The 16051-nt window shown below is 38.9% G+C and carries 7 protein-coding genes; all 7 read left to right on the top strand.

The window, feature by feature from the left end; translation table 11 throughout:
* Window positions 1-162: 162 nt before the first annotated feature.
* The 7 genes from SJY45_RS11710 to SJY45_RS11680 all read left to right on the top strand — a co-directional run bounded on the left by SJY45_RS11710 (window position 163) and on the right by SJY45_RS11680 (window position 16007).
* Entirely contained in the window at window positions 163-3261 is a 3099-nt protein-coding gene (locus SJY45_RS11710; RefSeq protein WP_289060666.1) for a TonB-dependent receptor, read from the top strand.
* Window positions 3262-3282: 21 nt separating this feature from the next.
* Entirely contained in the window at window positions 3283-4809 is a 1527-nt protein-coding gene (locus tag SJY45_RS11705; RefSeq protein WP_400070885.1) for a RagB/SusD family nutrient uptake outer membrane protein, read from the top strand.
* A 117-nt stretch (window positions 4810-4926) separates the two neighbouring features.
* A complete protein-coding gene (locus SJY45_RS11700) occupies window positions 4927-8463 on the top strand; it encodes a VCBS repeat-containing protein (protein ID WP_400070883.1) in 3537 nt (1178 codons plus the stop codon).
* Window positions 8460-11969, top strand: coding sequence for a VCBS repeat-containing protein (locus SJY45_RS11695; protein WP_400070881.1), 3510 nt, complete (start codon window positions 8460-8462; stop codon window positions 11967-11969). Before SJY45_RS11700 ends, SJY45_RS11695 begins: the two co-directional genes overlap by 4 nt.
* On the top strand, window positions 11953-13269 hold the full coding sequence (locus tag SJY45_RS11690; RefSeq protein WP_400070879.1) for a vanadium-dependent haloperoxidase: 1317 nt from the start codon (window positions 11953-11955) through the stop codon (window positions 13267-13269). Before SJY45_RS11695 ends, SJY45_RS11690 begins: the two co-directional genes overlap by 17 nt.
* A gap of 418 nt (window positions 13270-13687) precedes the next feature.
* The gene (locus tag SJY45_RS11685; RefSeq protein ID WP_400070877.1) at window positions 13688-15439 is read left to right on the top strand and encodes a glycoside hydrolase family 36 protein; all 1752 of its coding nucleotides are present in this window, start codon (window positions 13688-13690) and stop codon (window positions 15437-15439) included.
* Window positions 15440-15449: 10 nt separating this feature from the next.
* Entirely contained in the window at window positions 15450-16007 is a 558-nt protein-coding gene (locus SJY45_RS11680) for a sugar O-acetyltransferase (protein WP_215437459.1), read from the top strand.
* The last annotated feature ends 44 nt before the right edge of the window (window positions 16008-16051 follow it).

The raw sequence follows: 16051 nt of genomic DNA, 5'->3' as shown, positions 1-16051 counted from the left end.
TTTTTTCAAAAAAAAGGGGGTAACTTGGTCAAAAACAACGTTGAATTGCATTTGTGCTGAAATATATGCAACAGTTCTTTCTGTCTTTTTTAACATAACTCAACATGTTAGGTTAGGCAAATTATAAAATACTAACTCAATTACTAACTTAAATTACTCATTATGAACCAGAACTTTAAGAGGTTAAATAGGGTTCGATCACATGTTTTTGTGCTCGTTACTTTATTTTTCTTTGGCGTGGCATCTGTATGCGCGCAAACTACAATTTCAGGTACTACTTCTGACGACCAAGGCGTTTTACCTGGCGTAAATGTCTTGGTGAAAGGCACTACTGTTGGGAGTGTTTCCGATTTTGATGGAAATTATTCTATAGAAGTGCCAGAAGGTAGTTCTACTTTGGTATTTTCCTATGTGGGATATTCCAAACAAGAAGTGGCCATTGATGGTCGGACAACAATTAACGTTACTATGTCTGAGGATGCTCAAGCGCTCAGCGAGGTTGTTGTTGTTGGATACGGTACGCAACGTAAAGCAGATTTAACAGGTGCTGTTGGCTCAATTAGTTCTGCTGATATCGTTTCCAAACCAATTACAAGTCCGGACCAAGCTTTGGCAGGTACAATCTCTGGTGTTAATATTACAAACCGTAGCGGGGATCCTGGAGCACCTATCAGCGTGTTGATTAGGGGTGTGGGAACAGCTGGAAATACTGACCCTCTTTGGGTTATTGATGGTATTCCTATTGTGCAGACGACCAATATTACGGTAAACACTTCTTCTACTACTGATTCTAACCCGTTGGCTGGTCTAAATGCAAATGACATTGAATCCATAGATGTCCTTAAGGATGCGGCTTCAACTGCAATTTATGGTTCAAGAGCTGCAAACGGTGTTATTATCGTTACCACTAAGAGGGGAAAAAGTGGAGACGCTAGGGTAACTTATAACGGGTATGTTTCAACGGCTACAACGAGAGATAGAATAGATGTTCTTGATGTAGAGCAGTTTATTGATATTCAGGGGGAGTTGGGAAGAGATCTTTCTGAGTTTTCTGGAAGTCCATATGTTGACTGGCAAGATTTAATTTTCAAAACGGGCTTCATTCAAAATCATAACGTAAGTGTTAGTGGTGGAAATGAAAAGGCCAAATATTTTATTTCAGGTGGATTGTTAGATCAAGACGGTATAGAGTTAGGTCAAGGATTCAAGAGATATTCCTTAAAAGCCAATTCAGAAATCAATGTCGGTAAGTATTTGAAATTTGGAGAGTCTATTCTATTAAGTCAAACAGATAGACAGGTACAGAGTGAGCAAGGTATTTACGCCGGTTTCCGTTCGTCATTGAATGCGCCATATTACCAGCCTTTTGGTGATGGAGCTTTTGGGTATAATGACTCTACCCCTGAAACTAGAGGTAACGGAATAACTGCTAGTAACTATCTTTTTAATACTGATGATAGATATACTAGAACAACGTTACAAACACGTAAGGTATTAGCTAGTTTCTATGGAGAGTTGCAAATTTTAGAAGGTTTGAAATTCAGGCCTTCCTTAGGTATTGATTATAATGTAGGTGTTGGAGATTACTTTACTTCGGACGCTGTTCTTAATAATTCAACAGGATCTTCACTTTTGGTTTCGTCCAGACCTATTGAATTAACGTTAACATCATCGGCAACTTTACAATATGACAAGTCTTTTGGTGATCATAACATAGGGGCATTGTTCGGTTTTGAACAAACAAAGTTTAGATTTGATAAGCTTAGGGTTCAAGGTAGGAGTTTGTTTAACGAAAACTTTGCATCAACTGGTGCAGTAGGAACTGTAGGAGCGGCCAATGAGGCAGATCTTTGGACTTTGCAAGGGTGGTTAGGTAGACTTACCTATAATTACAAAGGAAAGTATTTGGCAACCTTTAATGTTCGTCGTGATGCAACTTCAAGATTTTCTCCAGATAATAGAACAGATGTATTTCCTTCTGTATCCTTGGGTTGGAGAATTTCAGATGAGTCTTTCTTTCCGAAGGAGGGAGCTTTTGATGATTTAAAAATCCGTGCAGGTTGGGGGCAGTCCGGTAACCAGGCTTCACCTACCAACTTCCCTTACTTAAGCTCTGTTGATAGTAATATAAGATATGTTATTGGCGATGATCAGGGAACGGTTGTTGCTCCTGCGCCAACTCTTTTTGCTAACCAAGATTTATTCTGGGAAACTAGTACTCAGTTTGATATTGGTCTTGATTTTAGTTTATTTAATTATAAGCTAACAGGTAGTTTAGATTATTACAACAAAGAGAATGATGGAGTTCTCATTGGCTTGCCATTACCTTATGTATCTGGATTTTTCTTAGCTCCGGATGCAAACATTGGTTCAATAAAAAACTCAGGTATTGAGTTTTCAATGAATTATGCTGGAGAAATAGGTGATTTCACCTACTCCATTGGAGGTAATTTTACGACCAATAAAAATGAGGTCACAGATTTAGGAGAAGTTACCCAAATAGTTACTGGAATTGGTGGGGCTAGCACGCACCGGACTATAGAAGGTGCAAGTCTTGGTCATTTTTATGGCTATAAGACAGATGGTCTTTATCAAAATGATGCTGAAGTGGCTGCTGCTGTCCCAGATGCAAATGGTACACCATCACCTGGAGACATTCGTTTTGTAGATGTAAATGGAGATGGAATAGTGAACGCAGAAGATAGAACTGAATTGGGAAGTCCTTTTCCTGGGTTTTATTATGGTGCAAACTTTAATGCAGCTTATAAAGGATTTGATTTTTCAATTAACTTTAGAGGTGTGGGTAACAAACAGGTATATAATTCAGCAAGGATAGCATTAGAAGATCTAAGTTCTGGAAACAACTTTAGTACGCAGGTTTTAGATCGTTGGACAGGAGAGGGAACGGCTACTTCCAGTTCTAATCCAAGATTAACATTGAACGACCCTAATGGGAACAATAGATACTCTGATCGTTGGATAGAAGATGCGGGATACTTGAGAATCCAGAACGCTCAAATAGGGTACAACCTTCCTCAAGACCTCTTAACTTCTTGGACCAATGATATGATTTCAAATTTTAGAATATATGTTGGTGCACAGAACTTGGCAACGTTTACGAAGTATTCTGGCTATGACCCAGAGGTAGGGAGAACCCAAAGTTTCCAAAAAGGTGAGTTCACATTGGCAACAGGTCAAGATGGTGGAGCGTCACCTTTGCCTAGAATCTTTCAATTAGGACTATCCGTAACGTTCAATTAAGCCTAAAAAACTAAAAATATTATGAAAAAAATAATTGTATTTTTCGCGTTTGTATCGCTATTGGGAGCTTTCTCCTGTGGTGATCAACTAGAACTCGAGCCTCTGGATCGTGTAACCACAAATCAGTTCTATAAAACTAGAACGGATTTTGATGGAGCTGTTTTTGCCTCATACTCATCTATTCAAGATTTTTGGGGTACAAGTACAGAAACATTAGGTGAACGAGGGGAATTTTGGAAGATTTCTTTGGCTATAACGGATGACGTGGCCGCAGATGAAGTTAACGGAACATCTTCTAGGGATATAGATAACCTCTTACTTCGTTCTAATGATGTGCCATTTGGAGCTGTGTATACTCAAATCTATGAAGGCATATACAGAGCTAACATAGTTATTGAAAACTTAGATGGTGAGAATGACTTGACGGAAGAGGATAAAACTATAATTAATGCAGAAGCCAAATTTTTAAGGGCTTGGTTTCATTTTCAGGCTATGAAAATGTTCGGTACTCCTCCTTTGGCTCTAGAAATTAGAACTGGTATTAATGATCAGGCTAGGCCAAATGCAACTCAAGAAGAATTGTATGCTGCAATATTGGCTGATTTAGCTGAAGCTGAAGCTGGCCTTCCTGCGGAGTGGGACGGTTCCAATACTGGTAGGGTAACCTTATGGACTGCTAAAGCCTATATAGGAAAAGTAAATGTTTGGAAAGAAGATTGGCCTACTGCAATTACTGCATTGGAAGAAGTTGTAAATTCAGGACCCTATGTTTTGGTTCCAGATTATGAGCAATTGTTTGCTTATACCAATGAAAATAATTCAGAGTCTATTTTTGAGATTCAGTATGGTGGACCGTTTTCGGATGATAACCTTTGGGTTTTTGATGATACGCATTCAGAAGATTTTAAAGCTTCTCAAGGAACTGCACGCGGAAATTACTGGGATGCGGCCGGAGGTGCTCCAGGTGGAAAGCAAGGTCAGTGGGTGCCAACTCAGGATTTAGTTGACGCCTATGAAGCTGGAGATGAAAGATTAGGTGTTACAGTTTACCAAGAGGGAGATATGTATTACTCTTTTGATGGAACACGTTATGAATTGGAATACGATCCAGCTTGGTCTTCAACAGGATATACACTAAAAAAATATAGAGGAACTTTAAATGCTGTAGTGGGCAATTCTTCTGCTAACGGACAAGTAGATTTTAACAATGAACGTTGGTTCAGGTTTGCAGAAGCCAAATTACTTTACGCCGAAGCTTTAATCAGAGGAGGTGGTGATGTTGGAATTGCATTTGACGAGATAGATGATATTCGTGAAAGAGCAGGTTTAGGTCCTGTTGATCGTTCACAAGATCCAATGGATGCGTTAATGCAGGAAAGAAGAGTAGAACTTGCATTGGAGCCTCACAGGTATTTTGATATTACCAGATGGGGAATTGGTGCTGAGGTTTTTGGAGCGGCTTGGGATGATAAGTACAACGTATTTCCTTTTCCACTTACGGAGATTGACAGGTCTAAGGGCTTGTTGATTCAGAACCCAGGATATTAAAAATTTTCTTTTTAGGGTTTCCCTAAAAAGTATAGTAATTTTACTGAAAAGGAATCCAATTTTGAATACTCTCTAGATTGGATTCCTTTCTTTTCATGGACGTTTTTAATTTTTCTCATGTTCACTACGTATAAAATAGGACGGTTCTATTGTATTCTCTTTTCGTGCGTGGTATTGCTGTTTGTATCATGTACTCAAAAGAACCGAACGCTTTTTCGGGAAATAGACCCTTCCGTATCGGGACTTGGTTTTCAGAATGCCTTGACATTAACGGATTCCCTTACCATACTTGATTTTGAATACATGTATAACGGGGCTGGTGTTGCCGTAGCCGACTTTGATTTAGATGGTCTACAGGATATCTATTTTACGGGAAATATGGTAAGTAACCGTCTGTATCGTAATCTAGGGGATTTTATGTTTGAGGATATTACAGAAACGGCCAATGTAGGTTCTACACACTGGTCAAATGGGGTAGCAATAGTTGATATCAACCAAGACGGCTATCCTGATATCTATGTTTGTAGGGCAGGTCCAAGAGGAGCTAAAGACAAGGATAAGACCAATTTGCTATTTGTAAACAATGGTGTAAAAGATGGGAAGTTATCTTTTACCCAGGAAGCAGAGAAATGGGGGTTGGCAGATGCCAGCTATTCTGTGCAGTCGGTTTTTTTTGATTATGACCGTGACGGTGATTTGGATATGTATCTTTTGAACAATGCACTTGTAGATTTCAACAGGAACACGGCAAAACCTAAGGATAATGCAGATAAAGTGCCCTCCGTGGATAGGCTTTACAGGAATGATAGTGGGGAAGTAATTCCCGGTAATCCTGTTTTTACCGATGATTCGTTAGATTCCGGAATTTCCATAGAAGGTTATGGTTTAGGTGTAGAGGTGTGCGATATTAATTCAGACGGTTGGCCAGATATATATGTCTCCAATGACTTTCTAACGGATGATTTGCTTTATGTTAATCAAAAAGATGGAACGTTTAAAAATGAAATAGCTACCTATTTTAAGCACCTTACATTTAATGGTATGGGTAATGATATTGCCGATATTGATAATGATGGAAATATGGATGTTGTAGTGTTAGATATGCTTCCGCCGGATAACAAACGATGGAAACTTACTATGATGGGTAATAATTACGATCAATTTAGGACCAGACAAGATTACGGCTATCAACCACAGTATATAAGAAATACTTTGCAACTGAATAACGGTAATGGTTCTTTTAGTGAAGTAGGGCAATTGGCGGGAATAGATGCTACGGAATGGAGTTGGAGCGCTTTGTTCGCAGATTTTGATCAGGATGGGCTTAATGACCTATGTATTACTAACGGATACCGTCAAGATATCACTAATCTTGATTTTATGGTCTACGGAGATAGAGTGCTTACTATGGGTACGGAAGAGGCCAATCGTAAAAAACGTATTGAGGAGCTCAATAAGTTGCCAGGTATAAAGGAGAATAATTACTTTTTTAAGAACCTAGGAGACCTAACTTTTCAAGATACATCTCTAAAAGTTGGTTTTGATAAAGCCACGTATTCCAATGGGATGGCCTATGCGGATTTTGATAACGATGGTGATTTGGACTTGGTCATGAACAATATTGATGACCCGGCAGGTTTGTATGAAAACACTATTTCATCAGAGGAAAACAGATACATTAGATTTAAGTTTAAGGGATCTCAAAAGAACCAACAAGCCTTGGGAAGTCAAGTCGAAATTTTTTATGCAGATAGTGTACAGAAAAAATACTTTACTCCTTATCGCGGTTATTTGTCTACCGTAGAACAGGCTTTACATTTTGGGGTTGGGCAGTCTAAGGTATTAGATAGTGTTAAAGTAGTTTGGCCTAATGGTAAAGTTCAAAAGCTTGAAGGTATAACTACTAATCAAGAGTTGGTATTGGTCTATGAAAATGCAAATGAAGCAAAGCATATTTCAAAAATTTCTACACCTAAAACATTGTTTCAATCAGCAGATAGTATAGGTCTTGATCGGTTACATGTAGAGAACGAATTTGTAGATTTTAAGGTTCAGGCACTTTTACCCCACATGCATTCAAAAAACGGGCCTGGACTTGCCGTGGGTGATGTTAATGGTGATGGGCTAGAAGATATGTACGTGGGTGGTGCTACGGGTCAAGCAGGAGCATTAATGCTTCAAAGGCAAGACGGTTCTTTTGATACGAAGGAGTTTGGTGAAACAGATAATGAGGATATGGGTGCTCTGTTTTTTGATGCTGACAATGATGGTGATCAAGATTTATATGTGGTGAGTGGAGGCTCCTCTTTTCCTATAGGAGACAAGAGGTATCAAGACCGGTTCTATGAGAATGATGGACAAGGCAATTTTAGGTTATATAAATCATTACCAAATATGCCTGTTAGTGGATCTGTTGTTACCGCGTCCGATTATGATAAAGATGGAGATTTAGACCTTTTTGTTGGGGGTAGGGTAAGGCCGGGAGAATATCCGTTAGCTCCTGAAAGCTTCCTCTTAAAAAACAGTAGTAATGCCAGTGGTATAAAATTCAGTAAGGATTCGCAGTCTGTCAGTTCGGTACTCAAGGATTTGGGCATGGTAACTTCGGCCCTGTGGACAGATTTTAATAATGATGATTGGGAAGATTTAATTGTTGTAGGAGAATTTATGGCCCTACGCTTTTTTCGGAACAACAAAGGAATATTGTCTGAGGTAACAGAAGAAACGGGTCTTGCGCATACCAATGGTTGGTGGAACAGTATAACTTCGGGTGATTTTGATAATGATGGAGATACAGATTATATATTGGGCAACCTTGGTCTTAATAGCAAGTTCAGAGCTAGTTCTAAGGAACCTTTGTGTATCTATGCAAGTGATTATGATAAGAACGGACAAATAGATCCCGTTATGTGTCATTTTGTTGATGGAAAGAATTACGTGGCACACTCCAGAAACGATTTAATTAGTCAGATCAATGCCATGCGTTCGCGTTTTAGAACCTTTACGGACTATGCCAATGCTACTTTTGAAGAATCTTTTTTAGAGGAGGAAATAGAAAATGCCTATGTGGTACGAAGCGAAACATTTGCGAACTCTTATCTAGAGAATTTAGGTAACGGAAAGTTCAAGCTTTCGCAGTTGCCAAGGATAGCTCAAATTGCACCTATGTACGGGGTAAGGGTTGGAGATTACAATAATGATCAAAATCTTGATATACTTGCTGTTGGTAATTTTTACAGTGGCGAGGTATTCTCGGGCAGGTATGATGCTTCAATTGGTTGGTTGTTGATGGGTAATGGCAAAGGAGGTTTTAGCAAAGCCAATGTGTCAAAAAGTGGTTTTTTGGTTGATGGAGATGGAAAAAGCTTGGTTGGTCTAGCTGCTCCTGGTAAAGAAATAACTGTAGCCGGAGTAAATAATGATAGTTTAAAAAGCTTTTATAGACCTGTAAAAAATAAAGTATATCAGCCAAGGCCGGGAGAAACTTCAGCTTTATTGACCTTTAAAAATGGTCAAAAACAAAAAATTGAATTTCACTATGGAGAAGGCTACCTTTCTAGTGGAAGTCGCATTTTGAGCATTCCCAATTCAGCAGTTTCAGTTAAGATTAAAAGTTTGGACGGTACTGAAGCCGAAATTTTAAACGACCTATGAAGAATTTGAAACCCAGTTTGTTGACGTTAGGTCTCATTCTTCTTTTTATAAGTTGTGGTGAGAATAAATCGCATCGTTTTCGTTTGCTGGATGCCTCTCAAACGGGAATAGATTTTCAGAATACGATTGCTGAAAATGACAGTGTAAATGTGTTTGAATATATGAATGTATATACCGGTGCCGGTGTGGCAGTGGGTGATATAGATAATGATGGCCTTACCGATGTGTATTTTAGCGGTAATATGGTTTCTGGTAGGTTATACCTAAATAAAGGAAACATGCAATTTGAGGATATTACGGAAAAAGCAGGGCTGCTTAACACGCGTTGGGGTACGGGAGTGAGTATGGTTGATATTAATCAAGATGGATTTTTAGATATCTATGTCTGTGTTTCTGGAAGTGCTACGGTATCGGAAAGGGCCAATATGCTTTTCATTAATAATGGCGATATGACATTTACCGAAAAGGCTGAGGAATACGGCCTAGCTGATACGCGTCAAAGCATGCATGCTGCTTTTTTTGACTATGATAGAGACAATGATTTAGACATGTATTTGCTGGTAAATCCCGCAGCTTATGAATATAATGTAAATGTGAGTAAACCGCGAGAGCTTGATGGTCAATCCGTAAGTAATGACCGTTTGTATAGGAATTTGGGTAATGGCAAGTTTGAAGATGTTTCTGCAGACGCCGGAATTTTAGTTGAAGGGTATGGACTTGGTGTTGGGGTTTCTGATATAAATGGAGACGACTGGCCGGATATTTATATCTCCAATGATTTTATTGGGAATGATATTCTCTATATCAATCAAAAAGACGGTACGTTCAAAGATGCAATTACCGAACAGATCAAGCATACTTCTTATGCCGGAATGGGTAATGATGTAGCAGATGTAGATAACAATGGTGAACCCGATATTATGGTGCTGGATATGCGTCCCGAAGATAATTTAAGGCAAAAAATGATTATTTCCTCAACGGGTTACGATCGGTTTCAAATTATGCTGAATGCAGGTTACAATGCCCAATATAGTCGTAATACCCTTCAGTTAAATCAAGGTATGGATAGGTTTAGTGAAATTGGTTTTATGGCGGGAATTAGTAGCACAGATTGGAGCTGGAGCCCACTTTTGGCCGATTACGACAATGATGGTCGTAAAGACTTATATGTTACTAACGGTTTTTTAAGAGATTTGGGAGACTTGGATTATATCCATTATCAAAAAGCATACGATACACCTTTAGGTGATGTGGACGCAAAAATAGACTTAAAATTAAAGTCAATTAGTGAACTGCCTATGGCAGATTTACCAAACTATGCTTACCGGAATAATGGGGATATGACGTTTGAAAAGGTATCCGCTGCTTGGGGCATAGATAAGGCCAGTTGTTCCCATGGTGCAGCTTATGCTGATTTGGATAATGATGGTGATCTTGACCTATTGGTAAATAATATGGATCAACCAGCTTTCGTGTATGAAAATGAGGGTAACTCTAAAGAGATAAATCATTATTTACGTGTTAAACTGGAGGGTCATCAAGGCAATCTTCAAGGAATAGGCGCAAAACTAAAAGTAACAACAGAAGATTCGGAACAGTATTACCAACATTACTTAAGTAGGGGGTATGAATCTAGTGTAGACCCTACCGTACATTTTGGACTGGGAAAAGCTAAAAAAATAAGCAGTGTTGAAGTATGGTGGCCTAATGGTACGTATCAGGTTGTGAATAATCAGGTTGTTGATACGCTTTTAACGTTATGGCAGTCTAAGGCTTCTAAAGATAGTCCCCTAAAAAAGAAAGTTGAAAAGCAATTGTTCTCTGATGTAACGGATAGTCTGAGTATTGACTTTACGCATCATGAAGATGATTTTGTTGATTTTAAATTACAGCCAATTTTACCGCACATGCACTCACGAAACGGACCGGGCATTGCTGTTGCAGATGTTAATGGAGATGGTTTGGAGGACTTTTATGTAGGTGGGGCAAAAGGTCAACCAGGAGAGCTGTTTTTGCAAAATAACGATGGAGATTTCGTGTCAAAAGAGGGTTTTGATGCCAACCTTGAAGATATGGGTGTTTTGTTATTTGATGCTAATGGGGATGGTTACAAAGATATATATCTAGTAAGTGGGGGTGTAAGTGCAGAAATGGGTGACGAGGTATATCAAGATAGGCTTTACATGAACGATGGTAAAGGAGGCTTTGTGCTCTCTGATGCACTGCCTAAAATTAATGCAAGTGGTTCATGTGTTGTTGCAAGTGACTTTGATAAGGATGGGGATTTGGATTTGTTCGTTGGAGGCAGATTGGACCCTGGCAAATACCCAATGCCATCGCGTAGTTATTTGCTTGAAAATCAGTCATCAGAAGATGGGAGTTTTAAGTTTGTAGATATTGGCAATGAGATAGTTGGCTGGGAAGAACTCACCATGGTTACAGCTGGTATATGGACAGATTATGATAATGATGGCTGGACGGATCTTTTAGTGGTTGGTGAATTTATGCCTATCACTATTTTTCATAATGAAAAGGGCAAATTGGTCATGCAAAAAGAATCAACCGGATTGGCAAAAACCGAAGGCTGGTGGAATAGCATCAACGGTGGCGATTTTGATCAAGACGGAGATACGGATTATATTTTGGGCAATTTAGGACTCAATAGTAAATATAAGGTCTCTTCCGGGGAACCGCTTTGTATTTATGCCAATGATTATGATAAGGATGGCCGTATAGACCCTATAATGTGTTACTATATTGATGGTGAAAATCATTTGGCCCACTCGCGTGATGAGATTATTGGTCAAGTCAACGCTATGAGAAGTAGGTTTAAGACCTATAGGTCTTATGCGGAAACTAGTTTTGAGAAATCATTTCTGCCCGAAGAGTTAGAAGAGTCTTACGTAGTAAAGAGTCATACTTTCGCCAGCAGTTATCTTGAGAATATGGGAGATGGCAGATTTAGTTTGAGCCAACTTCCATTGGAGGTGCAAACGGCACCTGTTGAGGGGATTGCTGTTGATGATTTTGACGGAGATGGAAATTTGGATGTACTCATGACTGGTAATTCGTATGCTACGGAAGCCGCTACAGGTAGGTATGACGCCTTTATAGGTGCATTGTTAAAAGGAAATGGTCAAGGTACTTTTGAAAATGTCTCTGTACAAGAAAGCGGATTTTTAAACGACTTGGATGGAAGTGGCTTGGTTTCAATTAAAAGAGGTGATGGGGTTCAGAATATATTGGTAGCTAATAACGATACAAGGTTAAAAGTTTTCCAAGTTAATGTTCCTAATAGAAAATGGGTAAGAATAGAAGACAATGTTGCGTTTGCCGAAATAAGGCTAAAGAACGGTAAGAAATATAGGAAAGAGTTTTATTTTGGTTCAGGGTATTTATCGCAGAAAAGTAGAAGTATGCCCGTAAATGAAAACATTCAAGAAATAAAAGTTATAGATTCAAACGGAAATACAAAAACGGTGTATTTAAATGAAGAAATTAAGTAGTGGTGTCATCATATGTATTGTGTTGCTGGTGTCATGTGGTACCAAGCACAATCAAGAAGATTTGGATACTTATTTTGAAGGAGGGTTGTCAAAATATAACCGCCAGCTTACAGATGTTATAGTTGCCGATATTTTTACACCTCCAGTAGCAAGTAGGATATACGCATATTCCAATGTTGCCGCATATGAAGGAATTCGGTTTATGGAACCTTCAAAAAAGTCTTTGGCATCTAAGCTTAATGATTTGGAAAAATTATCTGAGCCTGAGCCAAGTAAGCAGTATTATTATCCTTTGGTGTCTGCGGTTTCATTTTTAAACGTAGGTAAATCTTTGGTGTTTGATTTGGACAAGGTAGAGGCGATTAAAAGTGAGCTGCTCAAGGAGGTTAGAGAAATTGGTATTGATGAAGCGGTCTATGAAAACTCGGTGTCTTTTGGGGAACAATTGGCAGCGGAAATATTGGCCTGGGCAGCAAAAGATGGGTACTTGCGTCGCACGGCGCTCCCTAGATACTCTGTAAGTGATGATGCCGGCCGATGGCGACCTACTCCGCCCGATTATATGGAGGCTATAGAGCCACATTGGAATACCATAAGGCCCTTTGTTTTGCAATCTGCTGGTCAGTTTGATCCAGGGTTGCCCACGTCCTTTGATGTAGAAAAGGACTCTAAATTTTATAAAGAGGCCATGGAAGTATATAGTACGGTCAATCAACTAGATGACAAGCAACTAGAGGTTGCCAAGTTTTGGGATTGTAATCCAAATATATCGCATACTAAGGGGCACGTAATGTATTTTCAGCAACAAATATCCCCTGGTGGGCATTGGATGCATATTGCCGCACAAGTTTTAGAAGAGCAAAAGGCAGATGTTGTTGAGTCTGCAGAAACCATGTCTTTAGTTGGGGTGACCATTGCAGATGCTTTTATAAGTTGTTGGGATCAAAAGTACAAGAGCAGTTTAACTAGGCCGGAAACTTATATCAATAATTATATAGATCAAGATTGGGAACCTATTTTACAGACACCAGCTTTTCCTGAACATACTTCGGGTCATAGTGTGGCATCTAGTGCAGCGGCAACTGCGCTTACACAGTTGTTTGGTGAGGATTATGCTTTTGTAGATGCTACAGAAGTGCCATACGGTCTTCCGCCAAGAAGTTTTCAATCATTTTGGCAGGCAGCCGAAGAGGCAGCAATAAGCCGATTGTATGGTGGAATTCATTATAGGCCTGCAATTGAGCTTGGTGTACAACAAGGAAAAGCCATTGGTAATTTTGTTGTTCAAGAATTAAAGTAAGAATTAGTAAGAGGGTATTTTGTTTTGATTTTCAGAAGGATATAAAACTGCGGGAAATTCCATAGACCACGTTAATTGAAAGAAATATCTTATTTTATAAATAGATTATATGTATCTTTCAAAGGTTTTTACGTTATGAAAATTTATTGATTGAGACAATTTTCATTAGAATTAGGTAAACTTTTTTCATTTTTTATTGGTTAAACGTATTTAAAATTGGCATTAATGAGCTGATACGCTCAAATTATTTTTGCAGTTTTTACAATACACTGTATATTTGATTAGTAGCATAGAATATCATAGCACAATAATTGAAATTATTTTACGTTTTCCTACACGACTTTAGAGTTGGTAGAATTTAATTAAGCACTAATTTTTTATTACAATATATAAATAGATGACTTCAAACACGACTCTAATGACCGACGGCCCCAAGATAGATACTATTGGAGCGGATGATAATTTTCAAACCACTCTAGAAAAAATATACGATCAAGACGGTACGGTCATTTACAATTTTGAAGTATCAAGTAACGAGGAGCGAATTCCTGAACCAATAACCCTGCAGTGGAAGGTTCCAGCAATTAATGTAAAAGGGGTATGGAAGCCAACAACTGATTTTAACAAGCGTATTCAGGCAGACTGGGAGCTGGATAATATGGAGTCTAGAATTTCTATTGACTCTCCTGTCATTTCACTTTTTGGTAACAGTGACGAGAATATCTTAACCTTTGCTTGTTCCAATGCAATCAACAAATTGGAGATGAATGCGCGTTTAAGGGAAGAGGACAATTGTTTTTACTGTCATATCACCTTTTTTACGGAGCAACATTACCCCATAAAAAACTTTCAGGTGCAATTGCGATTGGATAATCAGAATCAGCATTTCTCTGAAAGTTTAAAAGCGGTTTCCTCATGGTGGGAGACGTTTGACGAGTTGAAACCTGCCTATGTTCCCGATATTGCAAAGAAACCATTGTACTCCACTTGGTACCAATTTCATCAGAATCTTGAAGTAGACCTACTACTTAAGGAGTGCAAACTTGCCAAAGATTTAGGTTATGAGGCCATTATTATAGATGATGGATGGCAAACGTTCGATTCGAATAGAGGCTATGATTTTACCGGGGATTGGCAACCGGACCGCATTCCCGAAATGGCAGAATTTGTCAGGAATGTGCATAAAACAGGTATGAAGGTAGCCCTTTGGTACTCTGTTCCTTTTTGCGGGGAAAAGTCAAAAGCGTTTAAACGCTTTAAAGGCAAATTCTTGACGGAAGACCATAGATGGGCACCAGTTTTTGATCCACGCTATCCAGATGTAAGACAGTATTTAATAGATATCTATTCAAGCGCGGCCAAAAACTGGAATCTAGATGGTTTTAAACTAGATTTTATAGATGACTTCAGATTTTATAAGGACACGCCTACCCAACTAGGACCGGATGCAGACTATACTTCAATAAATGATGCTGTAGATCGCCTGTTGACCGATGTAAAGGAGGCGTTGACAGCTATAAACCCTGAAATTTTTATTGAGTTTAGACAAAAATACACCGGACCTGCAATGCGTAAATATGGAAACATGTTCCGTGCTTTTGATTGCCCTGGAGATGCTACCATGAACCGACTGCGAATAGCGGATATACGTATGCTGGCCGGTAATACCGCCGTTCATTCGGATATGGTTACATGGCATGCAGACGAACCCTTGGAAATTGCCGCATTACAAGTAATTAATACACTTTTTGGTGTGCCTCAGCTCTCTATTATGCTGAGTGAAACACCAAAAGAGTATGTAAACATGATTGGTTTTTATACAAAGTATTGGAATGAAAATGCCGATGTTCTCATGAACGGTAATTTCCTTCCCTCAAAACCTCTCGCCAACTACCCAACAAAGCGTGTGTCTAAAGATGGGCATGCAATTATAGGAGTTTATGACGCGTGGGTTGTAGAGTTTAATGAAGAATATAAGAGTATGGATATTTTAAATGGTCAAATAGCGGACCATATTGTCATCCGGAGCACAAAAGATTCGGGCGCTTACCGTTGCAAAATTTATGATTGCCAAGGAAATTTGATTAGGGAAGATAATGTAGTATTTTCGAAAGGAGTACTTGAAGTTCAAGTTCCAGCTTGCGGAATCATCAGGACCGAGAAAATATAATTGAATTCAAATGACCGAAAAGGAAAAAATGATCGCTGGTCAACCCTATAATCCACATGATAAGGAGTTGGTAAAAGGCAGGTTGAATGCACGTAGACTAATGCGTGAAATTGAGGCCATACCAATGGATAAGGAGCGGCAGCGCAAGCATTTTTTCAAAGAACTATTTGCCGAAACGGGCAAGAATTTCTACATAGAAAACCGTTTTACTTGTGATTACGGGTTCAATATTTACTGGGGAGAAAATTCTTACGCTAACTTTGATTGTATTATTTTAGACGCCGCGCCGGTTTACATAGGTAAAAATGTAATGATTGCACCGGGGGTAAGGTTACTTACCGCTACGCATCCCTTGGAATTTGAAGCCCGAAATTCTGGTATAGAATATGCAAAACCAATTCATATTGGAGACAATGTTTGGATTGGTGGCGGAGTAATCGTTAATCCTGGGGTTACTATTGGTAATAATAGTGTTATAGGTTCTGGAAGTGTGGTTGTAAAGAATATTCCGGATAATGTTGTGGCCGTAGGTAATCCGTGTCGCGTACTAAAGAAAATTGATAACTAGTACCCTTGTAACTTTTGTTTCATATCAATTTAAAATTTCAAATT

The sequence above is a fragment of the Zobellia russellii genome, assembly GCF_044597075.1.
Taxonomy (GTDB): domain Bacteria; phylum Bacteroidota; class Bacteroidia; order Flavobacteriales; family Flavobacteriaceae; genus Zobellia; species Zobellia russellii.
The sequence above is the reverse complement of the archived record's forward strand: the minus strand, read 5'-3'. Positions and strand labels throughout refer to the sequence as shown.

Coding starts and splice junctions, on each gene's coding strand:
- SJY45_RS11710 (WP_289060666.1), top strand. CDS start 163: ATGAACCAGAACTTTAAGAGGTTAAATAGGGTTCGATCACATGTTTTT.
- SJY45_RS11705 (WP_400070885.1), top strand. CDS start 3,283: ATGAAAAAAATAATTGTATTTTTCGCGTTTGTATCGCTATTGGGAGCT.
- SJY45_RS11700 (WP_400070883.1), top strand. CDS start 4,927: ATGTTCACTACGTATAAAATAGGACGGTTCTATTGTATTCTCTTTTCG.
- SJY45_RS11695 (WP_400070881.1), top strand. CDS start 8,460: ATGAAGAATTTGAAACCCAGTTTGTTGACGTTAGGTCTCATTCTTCTT.
- SJY45_RS11690 (WP_400070879.1), top strand. CDS start 11,953: ATGAAGAAATTAAGTAGTGGTGTCATCATATGTATTGTGTTGCTGGTG.
- SJY45_RS11685 (WP_400070877.1), top strand. CDS start 13,688: ATGACCGACGGCCCCAAGATAGATACTATTGGAGCGGATGATAATTTT.
- SJY45_RS11680 (WP_215437459.1), top strand. CDS start 15,450: ATGACCGAAAAGGAAAAAATGATCGCTGGTCAACCCTATAATCCACAT.